13 protein-coding genes and 3 pseudogenes are annotated in these 15,556 nt (G+C 59.5%); 11 read left to right on the forward strand and 5 right to left on the reverse strand.

From position 1 onward, the window contains the following. Positions 1-385 precede the first annotated feature (385 nt). Both AA309_RS02230 and AA309_RS02235 read right to left on the reverse strand, forming a co-directional pair. Positions 386-1,504 (reverse strand): mannitol dehydrogenase family protein, encoded by a 1,119-nt coding sequence (locus AA309_RS02230; protein WP_047187361.1) that lies wholly within the window; start codon positions 1,502-1,504, stop codon positions 386-388. A 52-nt stretch (positions 1,505-1,556) separates the two neighbouring features. Further along, positions 1,557-2,639 (reverse strand): ABC transporter ATP-binding protein, encoded by a 1,083-nt coding sequence (locus tag AA309_RS02235; protein ID WP_047187362.1) that lies wholly within the window; start codon positions 2,637-2,639, stop codon positions 1,557-1,559. Positions 2,640-2,721: 82 nt separating this feature from the next. Between AA309_RS02235 and AA309_RS02240 the strand changes: the two genes are divergently transcribed. From AA309_RS02240 to AA309_RS02275, 8 genes and pseudogenes are all read left to right on the forward strand, one after another. Continuing rightward, complete coding sequence (locus tag AA309_RS02240; protein ID WP_244470231.1) at positions 2,722-3,414, forward strand: GntR family transcriptional regulator; 693 nt, start codon at positions 2,722-2,724, stop codon at positions 3,412-3,414. Further along, the gene (locus tag AA309_RS02245; RefSeq protein WP_244470232.1) at positions 3,411-4,418 is read left to right on the forward strand and encodes an alpha/beta hydrolase; all 1,008 of its coding nucleotides are present in this window, start codon (positions 3,411-3,413) and stop codon (positions 4,416-4,418) included. The genes AA309_RS02240 and AA309_RS02245 overlap by 4 nt, the downstream gene beginning before the upstream one ends. A gap of 25 nt (positions 4,419-4,443) precedes the next feature. Continuing rightward, the gene (locus AA309_RS02250) at positions 4,444-5,640 is read left to right on the forward strand and encodes an ABC transporter substrate-binding protein (RefSeq protein ID WP_047187364.1); all 1,197 of its coding nucleotides are present in this window, start codon (positions 4,444-4,446) and stop codon (positions 5,638-5,640) included. Between the two features lie 63 nt (positions 5,641-5,703). Next, positions 5,704-6,624: a carbohydrate ABC transporter permease gene (locus AA309_RS02255; protein ID WP_047187365.1), complete on the forward strand. Its 921-nt coding sequence runs from the start codon at positions 5,704-5,706 to the stop codon at positions 6,622-6,624. Next, a complete protein-coding gene (locus AA309_RS02260; RefSeq protein WP_047187366.1) occupies positions 6,621-7,457 on the forward strand; it encodes a carbohydrate ABC transporter permease in 837 nt (278 codons plus the stop codon). The genes AA309_RS02255 and AA309_RS02260 overlap by 4 nt, the downstream gene beginning before the upstream one ends. Before the next feature lie 32 nt (positions 7,458-7,489). Then, a complete protein-coding gene (locus AA309_RS02265) occupies positions 7,490-8,371 on the forward strand; it encodes a sugar phosphate isomerase/epimerase family protein (protein WP_084730808.1) in 882 nt (293 codons plus the stop codon). Further along, complete coding sequence (locus AA309_RS02270) at positions 8,368-9,363, forward strand: Gfo/Idh/MocA family protein (RefSeq protein ID WP_047187367.1); 996 nt, start codon at positions 8,368-8,370, stop codon at positions 9,361-9,363. The genes AA309_RS02265 and AA309_RS02270 overlap by 4 nt, the downstream gene beginning before the upstream one ends. A gap of 479 nt (positions 9,364-9,842) precedes the next feature. After that, positions 9,843-10,140: pseudogene (locus AA309_RS02275) on the forward strand (transposase); the annotation flags it as partial. Positions 10,141-10,341: 201 nt separating this feature from the next. Here the strand turns inward: AA309_RS02275 and AA309_RS02280 are convergent. Continuing rightward, positions 10,342-11,373, reverse strand: a complete 1,032-nt coding sequence (locus AA309_RS02280; protein WP_047187368.1) for an IS110 family RNA-guided transposase — start codon at positions 11,371-11,373, stop codon at positions 10,342-10,344. A gap of 129 nt (positions 11,374-11,502) precedes the next feature. Between AA309_RS02280 and AA309_RS02285 the strand changes: the two are divergent. Continuing rightward, positions 11,503-12,223 (forward strand): annotated as a pseudogene (locus AA309_RS02285) (IS6 family transposase). A 57-nt stretch (positions 12,224-12,280) separates the two neighbouring features. Then, a pseudogene (locus AA309_RS32795) lies at positions 12,281-12,418 on the forward strand (transposase); the annotation flags it as partial. Between the two features lie 260 nt (positions 12,419-12,678). Here the strand turns inward: AA309_RS32795 and AA309_RS02290 are convergent. Beyond that, entirely contained in the window at positions 12,679-13,065 is a 387-nt protein-coding gene (locus AA309_RS02290; protein WP_047187369.1) for a hypothetical protein, read from the reverse strand. A gap of 712 nt (positions 13,066-13,777) precedes the next feature. Between AA309_RS02290 and AA309_RS02295 the strand changes: the two genes are divergently transcribed. Beyond that, entirely contained in the window at positions 13,778-14,452 is a 675-nt protein-coding gene (locus AA309_RS02295) for a PhoH family protein (protein ID WP_425286845.1), read from the forward strand. Positions 14,453-14,599: 147 nt separating this feature from the next. On the opposite strand, the gene AA309_RS02300 is transcribed toward AA309_RS02295, so the two are convergent. Further along, on the reverse strand, positions 14,600-15,334 hold the full coding sequence (locus tag AA309_RS02300; protein WP_047187376.1) for a phosphodiester glycosidase family protein: 735 nt from the start codon (positions 15,332-15,334) through the stop codon (positions 14,600-14,602). Positions 15,335-15,556 lie beyond the last annotated feature (222 nt).

The following is a 15,556-nucleotide window of genomic DNA, read 5'->3' on the forward strand; positions in this document are numbered from 1 at the left end:
ATCTACATACACCTGATAGTCGCCCACTAACCGCGCCAGGGTGTGCATCAGGTCGTAGGCGCTCGGTCCAACAACACTCCGGAGAGAATCCGTTAGGTCGTCGGCAAACATAGCACTGGTAGTGCTAGGCTCTGAAGGTCTGCTGCTCCGAGGAGGCCGGCATCGGCACGGAGAAACACCGGTATCAGGGAGGGCCGGAGAATCGCGGGGAAGTGCGATAGAGCTTTCTCAAGGCGGGAAAGATAGCCCGGCGCGAGGCCCGCACCACCACCGATCACAATGACTGTTCCCTGTGGCGACGATTAATCTGTCCAGTGCCCGTACTCGATCGCGCGAGATCTGAAAGACAAACCCGCCTTGTGGCGGGTTTTTCATGGGTGCTTTCCTAAACCCTCTGAGGACACGACTTCAAGCACTCCATCAGTTGCGGCGTCGGCAGGGTCAAATTGTTGTCGCTGGCAAGCTGAAGCAATCCGCCAATTCTCCTCTGCTTCTTCTCATCATGGTTAGACGCAATATCGGAGAGGCGGTGGTCAAGGAAAGGGTTGGCAAAGCGGTCGAGCACAGTGTCCTTATACGCGGTCGCCTCGTTACCCATTCCAATACCTACGAAAACAGGCAACACCTCCTGCTCGTAGACCGTCAACAGATCGGACAAAAGCTCAGGGTCTTGAAGAGCCTCGCGAACTGTTTCGCCCCCTGGGCGCCGCTGCTTGAGCCATCGATCGGCAAGAAACGTGTGTCCCAGATTGAGAATATAGAGCTTCAGCCATTCATAGGGCCGAAGGTCCGCGACGACCTTGATGTCAGGATGCTTGCATGGGAACTGCAGCCCCGGCTGATCCTGGACGGCCCATAGAGCGTATGGCTCTGCAACGGCGCCGATCGGGTGGAGCGCCTCCGATACGATGCGGTCCACAAGAGAGTTGACCCACATACACTCGCTTCGGAGCCATGTCACAAAGGCCGTTTCCAGTCCCCAGTGCTGAGCAATTTCGATCACGATGTCTCGTAGGGCATCCCCGTTCCGGCTCGTCAGTTCACAGGGGAGGAATGTCACCCCTGTGCCAGTGCGCTCCCATCGCCGATGCAAGAGCTTCGCGATCTTGGCCGGGAAGCTGCGGGGGACCTCGTATTCGAAGCGATCGTCGGGATTGAGGAGATATCCTCGGTCTCCGGTGTTCGAAACGACGTAGCGGACATCCTCGATGAACAGCCGCTCGATCTCCGCCCAGTCACTCTGTGCTTGGAGAGCGCGCCCGATACTCTCCACATCTACGCGCCGTTCGATCGGCCGACCGCGGTCGAGCCCTCTGATCATAACGGGATAGCTTTGGCGTGTATTCAGAGCTTCGACCCGGCGGCTACTTTCAGGTGAGTTGGTCGTTTGCACGACCACGATCTTCCCAACGGCGTCGCCACGAGAGAGCGCCTCCCCGACGAAAAGATCGACGTGCGCCTGAAGGAAACGGCTCGTTCCGAACTGCATGATGGGAAGAGGCATCGACCGAATTCCAGATGGTGCTGAAGTTGCTTTGGGAGAAAGCTGCAGGACCTCAGTTCAGGCGTCCGCCATTTTCAGCGAAGACGTGGATGGCGTCGGCCTGACCCGCCACGGATAGAACGGTGCCCGGCATCACCTCACTCGACCGCGGCAGTTCTATGGTAAGGAGTCGGTCACCTCCGATGTCGAGATAGGCATAGGTCTGACCGCCGAGCCGCTCGACGACGACGGTCTCGCCCGTGAGCCAGGCCTCTCTGGGATCGCAAACGCCCAAGTCTTCGGGGCGAATGCCCACAGTAATGGGGGCGCCATCTCCGGAGGGCTGAAGTGATGGCGCCGGAACCTCGATGACGCTGTCTGTCTGGAGCCGCACCCCGAGTACACCAGATCGCTTCTCAGCCCGCAGATTGAACGTGTTCATGGTCGGGCTGCCGATGAAGCGCGCAACGAACAGCGTCTGCGGACGGTGGTAGAGATCAAGCGGTCGGCCGACTTGCTCCACATGCCCTGCGTTCATGACGACGATCCGATCGGCAAGCGTCATCGCCTCGACTTGGTCATGGGTCACGTAGATTGTTGTGGCACGCATGCGGCGATGCAGCTTCGCCATCTCAAGGCGCATCTCCACCCTAAGCGCCGCATCCAGGTTGGACAAAGGCTCATCGAAAAGGAACGCCTCAGGCTCGCGGACGATCGCCCGCCCCATTGCGACGCGCTGACGCTGTCCACCAGAGAGCTGTCCCGGCAGTCGCTTGAGATAGGGCGTGATCTTGAGGATTTCCGCAGCCTTGGCGACGCGCTCGTTGATCTGCGCGGCGGGCGCATTCCGCATTTTGAGCCCAAAGGCCATGTTATCGCTCACGCTCATATGCGGGTAGAGCGCATAGTCCTGAAACACCATAGCAATATTACGCTCGGCCGGGGGAAGGTCGTTCACGGTGGTGTCGCCAATGCGCAGCGTGCCCGAGCTGATTTCCTCAAGACCGGCAATCATTCGCAGGAGAGTTGATTTCCCGCAGCCGGACGGGCCCACCAGCACCAAGAACTCGCCGTCGCCGATGGTGAGATCAATGCCGGGGATTACCTCGACACTCCCGTAGCTTTTCCTGAGTCTCTCGAGCCTGATCTGGGCCATTCTCGTTTCCTCCGTTGGGATCCCTGTTGATTACCATTATTGATAATGATAATCATAGTCGAACGCAACAACAGCAAGATCGATGATGCCCGGCCTTAATCTCCAGCGGATCTACCAGCCTTCTGCGCCTCGTCCGGCAAAATCGGGTGAGGTCTATGAGGCTGTAAAGCGGGAGATCATGTTGGGCAGGCTCCCGGCGGGCGAGCCCCTGGTCGAGCTCGAACTCGCCGGCGCCTTCGGGTGCAGCCAGGGGCCTGTCCGAGAGGCGCTCCTCCAGTTGCAGGAGGAGGGGCTCGTCATCCGGCAGGGCCATCGTGGCACCCGGGTTGCCGACTGTACGGCGGACGAGGCCATCGAGATGTTCCGGCTTCGCCAATCCATAGAATGCCGCGGGGTCGTCAGAGCCCTGCAGCGGCCGAGCCGGACGCTCGTTGCCGATCTCAAGAGGCTGATCGACGCGATGGAAGAGGCTGCTCTCTCAGACGACGAGTACAAGCTTGCCGAGCACGACCGGGACTTCCATCGTCGTCTGCTGCGCGACGCCAACCTTCCGGCTCTCGAGCCAATCCTGCACCGGTGCCTCGTCCACAATCATCGCTTCAAGATTTCCCGATCCAAGGGAGAGCGCGATCTGCTGGCCACCGCCAGGCGCCACCTCTCGATTGTTGAGGCAGTCGAGCGCTCGGATGCGGCTATCGCCGCGCAGGCGCTGGCGCATCACATCGCCACCATCGTGGATCTCGGCCCTCAGGTCTTCACGGACGGAGAACAATGATGCGCGAGCGCCCCGAAGACCTCTCCACTGATCTGCTGCCTGACATGGCCGAGCTCATGCAACGCGTGGCTGAGGAGGACGGCCCCCCGATTGATCCGACCCTGTTACCAGCGGCAGAGGGGCGCGCAGCGGCGGCAAAAGGCAATCTGCGCTGGAATATCGATCTTCCAGTCATGGCGGAAATTGGCGAATACCGCATTCCTGCCAATCCCGATCTGGGATCGGCGGAGTGCCGCACACGCGTGCTCATTCCGCGAGAGCGCACTGCGGGCATCCTTCTTTTCGTGCACGGCGGCGGCTTCGCCTTCTGCAGCCCGGAAACCCATGAACGATGCGCCCGTCTTCTGGCAATCGAAACGGGCATGGCGGTCGTCGTGCCAGACTACCGGCTCGCGCCCGAGCATCCCTATCCCGCAGGCCTTATGGATGTGGTGGCATCCCTGCGTGCACTGCAGTCTGAGCCGTCCTCCTTTGGATTTGGGCCCGGGCCGCTCCTGGTGTCGGGCGATTCCGCCGGTGCAAATCTGGCGCTCGCTGCGATGATCCACGAGCATCGGCTGGGGCGTGCGCTCCCTCAGGGAGCCCTTCTTTTCTACGGCGTCTACTCCGCCGATCACACTTCGCCGTCCCATGTGCGCTTTGCCGATGGACCGGGCCTGACCACAGCGAAGATGAGGCGGTATTGGGACTGGTATGTTTCCAGCGACGAGGCCCGGCACGATCCGCTTATTTGCCCCTTAGAAGCCTCGGACTCCGAGCTTCGGGCGCTGCCGCCGCTATGGCTTCAGGCGGCCGGGATTGATCCACTTCTCTCCGACACCTTGGCCCTCGGGCGACGATTGCGCGATCTGGGGCGGGACGACCCCGTGAGTGTCGTCCCGGGCGTCGTGCACGGATTTCTGCAGATGACGGTGTCGCTTCAGGCGGCGCGAGAAGCCCTGGTCGCGGCGGGGGCAGCCGCGCGAAAGTTGGCGAAGATCAACGGAGAAATGACAAACGACTGAAACGGAGGAAACGATGAAGAAGCTAATGAAGACGTTTCTAGCTGCCTGCAGCCTTGCAGCTGGCTTGGCCCTCGCAGGCGGTGCGCAGGCCGAAACGGTGCGTTTCTGGTATCATTTCGACAATCCGGACAATCCGATGTCGAAGCTCGTCGAGAAGTTCCAGGCACAGAATCCTGGCATCAAGATTGAGGCCGAGAATGTTCCCTGGAACAGCTACTATGACAATCTCTATACGGCCATTGTCGGCGGAAACGCGCCTGATGCCGCGATGGTGAAGCTCTTTGCTCAGCCGCGGCTCGTGGAAATGGGAGCGCTGGAGCCGATCGGCGACCGGATCGAGAAATGGGCCGGTAAGGCGGATCTTCTCGATAACCTGCTCAACCTCAACAAGGGACCGGACGGCGAGCAGTATTATCTACCGATCCAGTACGTGGTCCTCTACCTCTATTACCGCCCCGACCTGTTCAAGGCCGCAGGCCTCGAGCCGCCGAAGACGTGCGAGGAGTTCCTGCACGCAGCAAAGACCCTCACCAAGGCGCCCGATCAATACGGCTTTGGATTCCGCGGCGGCAAAGGCGGCTGGGACCAATGGGGCACGTTCGTCTTCTCGAAGGGCGCCAAGTTCGAGAAGGGCGGCCTCACGACGCCTGATGCAATCGCGGCCAACCAGTGGCTCATCGATCTCCATCGAGTGCATAAGGTCTTCCCGCCATCCGCCCCGAACGACGGATTCCAAGAAATCCTAGGCGCTTTCAAGAGCGGCAAGACGGCTATGACCATTCATCATATCGGGTCGTCGGCCGACGTGGTGAAAGCCCTTGGCGACAAGGTGTCGGCAGCTCCTGTTCCCCGCTGCGGCGAGAAAGCCTGGACGTCCTATGGCGACGAATCCTTAGCGATCTTTTCATCCTCCGATGTGAAGGACGCCGCATGGAAGTGGATTACGTTTCTTGCCGAGGGCGAGAACAACGTTCTCTTCAACCAGGCGACGGGCCAGCTTACCGTCACAAAGAGTGGGTCGAAAAACTGGAAGCTGCACGAGCAGCGCTTTGTCGATGCAACTGTCGCCTCTCTGCCCTTTGCCTCGGTACTGCCCCAGACGCCGGCCACGGCTGATTTCGTGAACACCGTGTTGCCAACCACCATGCAGCGGGCTCTGACCGGTCAGATCAACTCCGAGCAGATGATGAAGGAAATCGAGGCTCTCCTCGCTTCCCAGTAAAGTTATCGCTCAGGCTGCGCCCTGACGGGCGCAGCCTGTCCTGTTTTGACAAGAGATTGGCCCATGTCCTTTTCCGCAGCCTTGCCGGATCAGGCGGCGCCGACGCGCACGTGGCGCAACCGCCTGTTGCCCTACGGCCTGCTGACGCCAGCCGTCGTCGTGACCGTCGTGATCGTCTTCCTGCCGATGATCGAAGCCGTCGTCACGAGCCTGTACGCATTTGTGCTGTTCAGGCCCAATGCGGCCCGCTTCGTGGGCTTGGACAACTACATGAAACTCATCCAGGATCCCGTTTTCTGGATTACCCTCAAACATACGGCCATCTGGATCGGCCTCACAGTCCCGCTGCAGATGGGGCTCGGACTGATCGCGGCGCTGATCCTCAATCGAGAATTTCCCTGGCGGGGTCTCGCCCGGGCTTTGGTGATCATCCCGTGGGCACTTCCCAGCGTCGTGATCGCGCTCATGTGGCGCTGGATCTATGACGCCAATACAGGCGTCCTGAACGAGATCCTGCTACGTCTGTCGATCATTCAGTCCGCCATTCCGTGGCTCGCAGACCCGGACAAGGCTCTTTATGCCGTCGTCGTTACCCTCACCTGGCAGGGCTTCCCGTTCTTCGCGGTCATGATCCTTGCAGGCCTCCAGGGTATTCCCAAGAGCCGCTACGAGGCCGCATCCATTGACGGCGCGAGCGCATGGAGGCAGTTCCGCCACGTGACATTGCCTGGTATTGCAGGCGTCTTGGCGACCGCTGGTCTTCTGCGCATCATCTGGGTTGCGAACTCTATCGACGTGATCTTCGTAATGACCGGTGGCGGGCCCGGCTACGCGACCCAGACGTTGCCGCTCTATGCCTTCATCAAGGCGCGGCAAAACCTCGACTTCGGCTACGGAACCACCATCGCCGTGATGTTCACAGTGCTGCTGGGTGTCGTAGTCGCCATCTACATTGCACGCATGTCGCGGGAGGTGGAGCGATGATCGGCAAGCCAACCTTAACGCGCCGCATCCTGACGACGGACCTTCCCGCGCTCGGCGTCATACTGCTGGCCATTGGCCCCTTCATGTGGATGCTCATGACGTCCTTCACGCCGCAGGGCAGGCTCGCCGCCCTGGGTGTCGCCATCAGCCCGGCCAACTGGTCTTTCGAGAACTACGTGCGTCTTGTCTCCCGCACCTCGTTCCTCGGGAATATGGGCCACAGCTTCATCGTGGCAGCCGGGACAACCGCACTTGGCCTCTTTGTCTCGGTCACCGCAGCCTATGCCTTCTCCCGATTCCGGTTCGCTGGTCGCCGGATCCTGATGATGCAGTTCCTGCTAGTCAACATGTTCCCGGTGGTTCTGCTGATCCTGCCGCTTTTCGTAATGATGCGTCGCTTCGGTCTCCTCGACACCCATGCTGCCCTCATCATCGCGAATGCCACAGTGGCTATTCCGTTCTCGGTCTGGATGCTGACGAGTTACATCAACGCGATTCCGAGGAGCCTTGACGAGGCGGCAATGACTGATGGCTGTAGCCGTATGCAGGCGCTCAAGCGGGTTATCCTGCCTCTTGCTATGCCGGGCATTGTCTCGACCGGGATCTACATCTTCATTACCGCTTGGAACGAGTATCTCTACGCTCTCACATTGGGCGGGCGGAACGTCCGCACGGTCACTGTCGCGATCCAGACCTTGATCGGCGAATATCAGATCGAATGGGGGCTCCTCTCCGCAGGTGGAGTAGTAGGCGCTCTGCCGGCCACCATCCTGTTTCTCATCGCCCAGCGCCGTCTGATCGGCGGGCTTACCCAAGGTGCCGTCAAAGGCTGATCCGAGACCACGAATCCAAAGCAAGGACGATCATGAATCCTATCGGTCTTATATCCATGCAATATGCCCGGCCATTCACGGCCGAGCATTTTCCGCTCTTTGGGCGAATGAAATCGCTCGGTTTCGACTTCGTCGAGCTTCTCGTGCCCGAGCAGGGCGAGATCGATCTGAACGCCGCACGGCATGCCCTCGATGATGCCGGTCTCGGCGTAGTTCTCGCCGCGCGGGTTAATTTGCAACGCAACCTGGCAAGTGACGATCGCACGGCTCACCAAGCAGGAATCGACTATCTGCGCTATGCCGCCGATTGCGCGGCAGCCTTGGGCGCCAAGATTGTCGGCGGCCCTCTGACTGGCAACCCGCTGGTTTTCGCGGGCCGCCCACCCGCACCGGTCGACGAGGGCGAGAGGCTTGCCCGTAAGGAGCGCTGCGTGACCGGTCTCCAGAAGGCAGGTGATCATGCGGCTTCTGTCGGCATCAAGCTTGCTGTTGAGCCGCTCAACCGCTTTGAAAGCGATGTGCTGTGCACGACACAGCAGGCGATCGAACTCCTCAATGCGGTCGACCGCCCGGCGGTGGGACTGATGCTCGATACGTTCCACATGCATATGGAAGAGGCGTCGATTCCGGAGGCTATTCGCCTTGCCGGCTCACGCACTGTCCATTTCCAGGCAAATGAGAACCATCGCGGCTTTTTGGGTACCGGATCCACGGATTGGGTCGAGGTCTGCCGCGCGCTCCACGGCGTCGGCTATCAAGGGCCGATATCGCTCGAGCCCTTCCGCCGCAATGACGACCGCTTCGGTGTGCCCTTTGCTCAATGGCGTCCACCGCACGAGGATGAGAGCGAGCGGCTCTCCAACAGCGTATCGTTTCTAAAGTCTCACCTAAACCTGACGAGATATCGGCGATGACCCTCAAAGTTGGCTGGATCGGTTGCGGCACCCACGCAACCCAAATGTTGCTCCCTCAGCTCATGCGTCACGACGTCGAGGTCGTCGCCCTATGCGATGTCGACGGAGCGCGGTTAGCCCAAGGAGGCCGACAGTTTGGCGTGAAAAACCTAGTGTCGAACGCCTATGAGCTGATCAACAGCCCTGGCATCGATATGGTCGGAATGGCCGTCGGCCCAGACCAGCACCTCGCATTCGGCAAGGCTGCTCTCGAGCGCGGCCTTCCCGTCTTCATGGAAAAACCGCCAGCACCGACGGCGGACGGCGCACGCGAACTCTTGAGAGCCTCCGAACGCAGCGGCAAGCCGCTGGTGCTTGGGTTTATGAAGCGTTATTCGATCGGCAACAGGATCGCACACAATATCATCGCTTCAGGCCGCTTCGGACGGGTTCTCGGTCTCACCGGCTATTACATGACGGCTCCGACCTACTTCGTTGGAAATGTCGATTATTCGGGCTTCTTCCTGCACCACTGCGTCCATTACATGGATCTAGTGTCGTTCTTCGTCTCGCCCGTGCGCGAGATGAATGCCCGCAAGGTCGAGGCGGCTCCTGGGCGGATCCTCTTCCACGTGGATTTCGGTTTCGAGTGTGGTGCCATTGGCACCATCGCCATGGGAACAATCCAGTCGCGTGGCACTCCTGTCGAGCGGATCGAACTGATGGGTGATCATCAGCGGCTAGAAGTCGATGACATCATCGAGGTTCGGTGGAACCGAAATCCTCCGTTCAAAACCGATGATCTTGCAGCAACCTTGAATGACGATGTCGATACGCTGATGTGGAAGCCGAATTTCACCGCAGCAGCCAATGAAGACCACAAGGGTTATCACGCATTGCTGGCTGATACGGTGAAGCTATTCCGGGGCGAGGATTCCGCAGCACCGACGATCGCGGACGGTGTTATAGCTATGGAGCGCTTAGAGAAGCTCCAGCGCCTTCTTGACCTCTGAAAGAAGGAGGAATTCAGGGGCCTATCCTCAGCATCATCGGGGCGGACGCATAGTGAGCCGCCCCTCATGGTGCGTAGCGCTGCTGTGTTCGCTTGAACGCTGCAATATGCTCCCAAGGGCAGCCGTCCTCTTTCGCAAAGGCAGATCCCCGGGAGCCTTGATTGTTGAGATCAGCTTGAGGTAGGCGGGCACGCGAACTGACGGCCTTGGCCATCCCGGACCCGCAGGATTATAGGCTGTACGGACCCGAAAACCTTTCAGGCCAGGAATACGATTTACCGCTCCCGTGCAGGCCGACGTGGCTGTCGTCCATTGGCGATAGGAGAGGTCGGTTCCTGGCACATCCCAGAACTAGGCTGAACGTCCGTTCGTGCAGGAAACACCGGACGCTGGTGACGTACATAGAATTTCCTTGGATGACCCTGGGTGTGTCAAAACGTGGTTGGTTGGAGGATTACCCGCTCTGTTTGGGGGATCCGATGAGACGCTTTGTCGAAGGCGTGGATCGCGGCCAGACCACCCTGTTTCCCGAAAGCCTGGACGATTGGGTCGGTGAGGACAACCCGGTCCGTGTCATTGATGCTTTTGTCGATGCACTCGATCTAAGGACCTTGGGCTTCGAGGGCGCCATGCCCGCGGTAACAGGGCGCCCATCGTATCATCCTGTTGGTTTGCTCAAGCTGTACATCTACGGCGATCAACCGGGTACAGTCGGGCATCGTCATATGTGGACGCTCCCTGCCGGCAAGGGTTTTGTTGAACGTATCTGCAAAATGGTCGGGTGCCGTCATATGTACGGCCTGTTGGTGCGGTCATCTGACCGCTGGCCCTGATGGAAGTCCGCCGATCAGGTCCCAATCACATTATCGAGCTCAAGGCTCTGACAACGCCGCGGGTTGTCCTAATCCCGGTTCGACCGATTTGCATCACGTTATTCATCACCCTTCCCGAACTGAGAACATCAACCCGCAGCGGTGCTCAACCGGCAGCTGGTGCAGGAGATTGGTAGACCTCTCCTCTGGCCAGAAGCGCCCAGGCGATCCGGGCCGTCTTGTTGGCGAGCGCCATCGAGACTAGCCGCACTGGTTTCTTGCTCAGCAGACTGTTGATCCAGCCTGTGCCCGCCGCGGTCCTCGTACGAGCATAGCGAATGACGGCCGTAGCACCGACCGCCAGCAGCGTGCGCAGGTAGCCATTGCCCATCTTGGAGATTCGCCCCAACCGCTCCTTGCCGCCCGATGAGTTCGGCCGCGGTGTCAGTCCCAGCCAGGCGGCAAACTCCCGGCCGGAGCGGAACTGCGAGGGATCTGTCACAGTCGCTGCGATGGCCGTGGCCGTGATGAAGCCCACCCCCGGGATCGTCTCAAGCCTGCGGCTCTCCTGGCTCTGCCGATGCCAGATCAGGAGTTCGGCCTCAAGCGCTCGGATCCGCGGCTGCAGATCGAGCAACTGGTCCACGAGAGGTGCCAGAGCCCGACGGGCCAGAGGCGACAGCGCGGCATCGGCGCTCTCGTCGGTCAGGAGCTGAATCAACTCGCGGATGCGGCTGATCCCTTGAGCGACGATGATGCCGAACTCGGCCAAATGCCCACGCAGGGCGTGGACCAGCATGGTGCGCTGGCGGATCAGAAGAGCCCGCACCCGGTGGAGCATCAGTACGCTCTGCTGTTCGGCGGATTTGATCGGGACAAAGCGCATGGTGGGCCGGGTCACCGCTTCGCAGATTGCCTCGGCATCGGCCATGTCGTTCTTCTGTCGTTTTACGTAAGGCTTCACGTAAGCCGGCGGCATCAACTTGACTATATGCCCAAGCTTGATCAGCTCACGCGCCCAGTGGTGGGCGGTCGCACACGCTTCCATGCCAATCATCCACGGGCTCAGACCAGTAAAGAACGACAGCACCTCGCCTCGGCGCAGCCTCTTCCGAGCCACGACGTGGCCGGCGGCATCAACGACGTGCACCTGGAAGATGTGTTTGGCCAGATCCAGGCCGACTGTGGTAATCTGCACGGCGGACGCTCCCTCTCCTTGTGGCGATCTTCATGACGACCACCCTTTGGCACTTTGATGCCGGTGAGCAGGGAGCATCCACTCCATCACGTTAACGGAATGGGATCGGGCGTCGCCGTATGAGGGGATATGAAGAAGTCTCGTCACTCGCTCTATGCCCGCCACCGCTTCCCTGCCGAGGTGATCAGCCATGCCGTGTGGTTGTACTTCCGCTTTCCCTTAAGCCTACGCATGGTGGAGGAGATGCTGGCGGCCCGCGGGATCGAGGTCAGCCATGAAACGGTTCGCCGCTGGGCCGAGAAGTTTGGCCGCGAGTATGCCAATCGCGTCCGCCGACGTGCTCCTCGACCGGGGTACCGCTGGCACCTTGATGAGGTCGTGATCATGATTGCGGAAAGCGGCACTGGCTCTGGCGGGCTGTGGACCAGGACGGTTTTGTTCTCGACATCTTGGCCCAGGGTCGCCGGGATCGCCAAGCCGCCAAGCCGCCAAGCGCCTGCTACGCAAGCTCCTGAAGAAGCATGCCATGGCTCCGCGCGTCATGATTACGGACAAACTTGGATCCTATGGCGCTGCTCGCAGGGAGATGGGCCTGAGCATCGAACATCGACAGCATAAAGGCTTAAACAACCGAGCAGAGAACTCACACCAACCCACCCGCCGACGAGAACGGCAGATGAAGCGCTTCAAGTCGGCCGGGCAGGTTCAGCGCTTCCTCTCAATCCATGATCCCATTGCTAACCTCTTTCACCTGTGGCGACATCAACTCGCCGCTGCGGGCTACCGTACGGCTCGAGGAGCCGCTTTCGAAACATGGACCCAAGTCACGTACACGGCGCGCGTTGCTTGAAAATGAAGCTCTTCCCGGTCCAGGTTCCGTCGGACGCTCGTTAACGTGACGATGCCCAGGGCAGTGTTCCGGCGGGCGCTACGCCAAACCGACGGGTTGATCGGCTCAATTCTGAGGCTCCTCGATCTCGATCTGGCCGTACCGGATCATTCCACCCTCAGCCGTCGCGCCAAGACCCTCGAGGTGCCAAGACCAATCTCACGTGCCGGGGCTCTGTTGCGTTAACTTCGGGAGACACAATCTGTAGCGCCTTTGCTCTGATCAACAGCTACTACATCCTGCGGATTGACAGGTTAATGCAACAGAACCTGCCGACCAACCTTCCGATACGGAGCATCACTGATAAATCGGTAACTCCTGAACGGTCGGGCTTCTCAAAGGTTCATTGGTTGTTGATGCGGCCAAAAAAGGGCGATCCGTAGGACCGCCCTGTGCTCCCGAAATTGTTTGCTTACTCACCAGCCGTAGTAGGGAGAGCCATAGCTGTAGGTCACCGTGCGGGTGCTCACAGGAGCGTACCCGTAATCATAGGACCGGACCACGCGCCGAGTGCGGTAGATCGGGCGGGGCTCTTCGTAGTAGCGGACGACGCGCTTCACGCGATAGGGGCGGTAAGCCGGGGCGGCATAGTAGCTGCCATAGCTATAGGATGCCGGAGCGTCGGCTGGGTAAGCGTAAGCCGGAGTGGCCGCACTGGCGAGCAGGGCACCCGCCGCAACCCCGACGACGCCCGCCGCAACAGCAGGACCAACCCAATTCCGATCCCGCGCCTCGGCATTGGACGCCGAAAAAGTCCCAAGAGCCAAGACGCTGATAGCAGCCAGCGTTGCAACCTTGCGCATGTATGATCTCCAACCTGACGGGGAATGCGATAGTGCCAAGTCCCGATTAGCCTCATTCAAACAAAGCGTGGCTGAATGGAACTTGAACCATCTTGTTATAATTCCGACAGGCGTTCTTACCGTGGTCGGTCAGCCAGCAGAACGGGCTCCATAATGTCTCAGATCCCGCCGGGGGAATGCTCCGGTACGGTCTCTCCATCGGTATGACCATGGAGGAGCTTTTCCGGATCACCCATCCCGGCGTGATCTTGGGGCTTTGGACGGCGGCTGAGGCGAAAGAGGGTGGAGTGTGAGGAGGGAAGGGAGCGCAGCTTCACGTCGTGATTATCCCCAGCCATTCACGTCGTGGTTATCCCCAGCCAATTTGTGCTGGAGCGTCCTGCCTTGGAACTAAGCACACTGCCTCAACATTCGACTCGTGTCTGACCATGGCAATTATAAACTGTCATGAGAATCGAAGATGGTTTGCGCCCAGCGGGTGGAGACAGGCACTTTGACAACCAGACGGGTTGATCCTCAGCAGTTGGATCGCGGAAAGCGACCGCCCGCAACCACGCGCCCCAAAATGCCTTCCTCTCAATTGCCGCCCGAGTGCCAACGACATGGCCTCGGGCGGAATGCTTTGTGCAGCCCTGAATGTTGGAGTTAGCCCTTGAGCAAGCGTCACGACAAGCAGAGACGAAGAACTCGCCGCTCTTTCGAAACTGCTGACATTATCGAACTCCATGGGTCCAAGTTCGATGCAGAGCGAAGCGTCCCGTCGATCAAGCCGCTCAATGCAACCCAGGCGACTTACCTGGATGCTCTGAAAACGAGTCCTCAAGTCGTTGTTCTTGGCCCAGCAGGCACGGGCAAGACTTGGATCGCGGCAACTCTTGCCGCAGACCTCTTCCGCCAGCGCCGGATCAGCAAAATCATCTTAACCCGACCGAACGTGTCGAGCGGACGCTCGCTTGGATTCTTTCCGGGAAGTCTGGAAGAGAAGTTTGCGCCTTGGGCGGCTCCTGTCATTGAAGCCATCAAGGACCGGATCGGATCAGCGGCCTACGAGATTGCCGTGAAGAATGGCGATATCGAGATGGTTCCCTTCGAAGTTATGCGCGGTCGCTCGTGGAAGGACGCTTTCATCCTCCTCGATGAGGCACAGAATGCCACTCCCGCCGAGATGAAGACGTTTCTGACCCGGATTGGCGAGGATTGCACTGTCGTAATCAATGGCGATGTCAGCCAATGTGACCTGCGCGAGACCTCAGGTCTGCGGACAGTCATTCACCTGATCAAGTCCAAGTTGCTGCCGGTGCCGATCATCGAGTTCACGCGCGATGATATCGTCCGGTCTGGCATCTGTGCGATGTGGGTGCAGGCATTCGAAGAGATTCACTGCTGACAGCAGCTGCAGTCAATGAGTGTCGAGCTTGAGCTGCTCGTAACCACCCGCTTTGTGAATGACCACTTTGGACATGGAATCTGACGCCATCATCTTTCCGCCTACAGTTTCAATGTGACACTCCCATGCTGGCCCTGGCGGCGCTTGTCATGGGCGTCGGCGCAAGGCTCCGACGATCGGTCCCATCGGCATGAGCGTATCCATCCTATCCAATGAAGGGGCATAGAGGCTGGAGACACTTCCATCCAGGAACAGTGCATCGGCACAGCCGAGCTCGTCTTGGAACAAATGAGCGAATGTGCTGAACGTGACCGGATCTTCTGAAATCACAAACACGACTGTGTGCTGGTCTTTCACCCCAATACCGTTACGGATTTTTCGCGAGGTGCTTTGTTCCGAAAACCGAGGGTGGATTTGCCCGTGGATGACGAGCATCGGGCCCGATTGTGTCGCGAAATCGGGCCTGATTTTCCGCTTCAGATACACTCCTGTCTCAAGCACGCCTGCCTGACGGCCTTTGACATAAAAGATGCCATTCGGCTTGAGGTGGAAGTTTCCGGGCCCGTTCCTTGTGTTGGCCGCCTTCAACTCCTTCCCGTTTTCGACATGAAGCCCCACAGGCGAGCGATCCTCATGGTACATGCCGGCGTTCATCGCGAAAGCAACGCGTGAACCCTCGGGTGTCTCTTTCAACCGATCGAACGAGCCCAGCACTTCCCCGCCTGGCCCGCGCCAGAACAGCCTCACCTCGTATTTTCGTAGATCCGCCGTGCAGACCACGAAGGTGCTGTCAGCATATTGGACGGGTCGACACGGGTCGCTCTCAGGCTGAGCCGCTGCTCGTCCGGTCAGCAGACCAACGGAAACGAGGATCGCGAACATTATGATGGCTGTCCAGGAGAGCAAGCTGTCCAGAGTGAGGCCGATAGGTTTCATTGGCAGCGTAGGTCCTTTCAGTGTCCGAGATACCGTTCCCGCAGGTGAGCGCGGAAGGCTTCCGGGGTGAGAGGTTGGCCGGTTGCAGCAACCAAAAGCTGATCGGTGGTCAGCAGGCGCCCGACTGAACGCCTCTGACCTTTCTGCCGGCTGGCAGTCGCGCTGCGA

It is taken from the genome of Microvirga vignae, from assembly GCF_001017175.1.
Classification (GTDB): domain Bacteria; phylum Pseudomonadota; class Alphaproteobacteria; order Rhizobiales; family Beijerinckiaceae; genus Microvirga; species Microvirga vignae.

Excerpts from the sequence above, each read along its gene's own strand:
- AA309_RS02230 (WP_047187361.1), bottom strand. The coding sequence starts at position 1,504 with ATGCCTCTTCCCATCATGCAGTTCGGAACGAGCCGTTTCCTTCAGGCG.
- AA309_RS02235 (WP_047187362.1), bottom strand. The coding sequence starts at position 2,639 with ATGGCCCAGATCAGGCTCGAGAGACTCAGGAAAAGCTACGGGAGTGTC.
- AA309_RS02240 (WP_244470231.1), top strand. The coding sequence starts at position 2,722 with ATGATGCCCGGCCTTAATCTCCAGCGGATCTACCAGCCTTCTGCGCCT.
- AA309_RS02245 (WP_244470232.1), top strand. The coding sequence starts at position 3,411 with ATGATGCGCGAGCGCCCCGAAGACCTCTCCACTGATCTGCTGCCTGAC.
- AA309_RS02250 (WP_047187364.1), top strand. The coding sequence starts at position 4,444 with ATGAAGACGTTTCTAGCTGCCTGCAGCCTTGCAGCTGGCTTGGCCCTC.
- AA309_RS02255 (WP_047187365.1), top strand. The coding sequence starts at position 5,704 with ATGTCCTTTTCCGCAGCCTTGCCGGATCAGGCGGCGCCGACGCGCACG.
- AA309_RS02260 (WP_047187366.1), top strand. The coding sequence starts at position 6,621 with ATGATCGGCAAGCCAACCTTAACGCGCCGCATCCTGACGACGGACCTT.
- AA309_RS02265 (WP_084730808.1), top strand. The coding sequence starts at position 7,490 with ATGAATCCTATCGGTCTTATATCCATGCAATATGCCCGGCCATTCACG.
- AA309_RS02270 (WP_047187367.1), top strand. The coding sequence starts at position 8,368 with ATGACCCTCAAAGTTGGCTGGATCGGTTGCGGCACCCACGCAACCCAA.
- AA309_RS02290 (WP_047187369.1), bottom strand. The coding sequence starts at position 13,065 with ATGCGCAAGGTTGCAACGCTGGCTGCTATCAGCGTCTTGGCTCTTGGG.
- AA309_RS02300 (WP_047187376.1), bottom strand. The coding sequence starts at position 15,334 with ATGTTCGCGATCCTCGTTTCCGTTGGTCTGCTGACCGGACGAGCAGCG.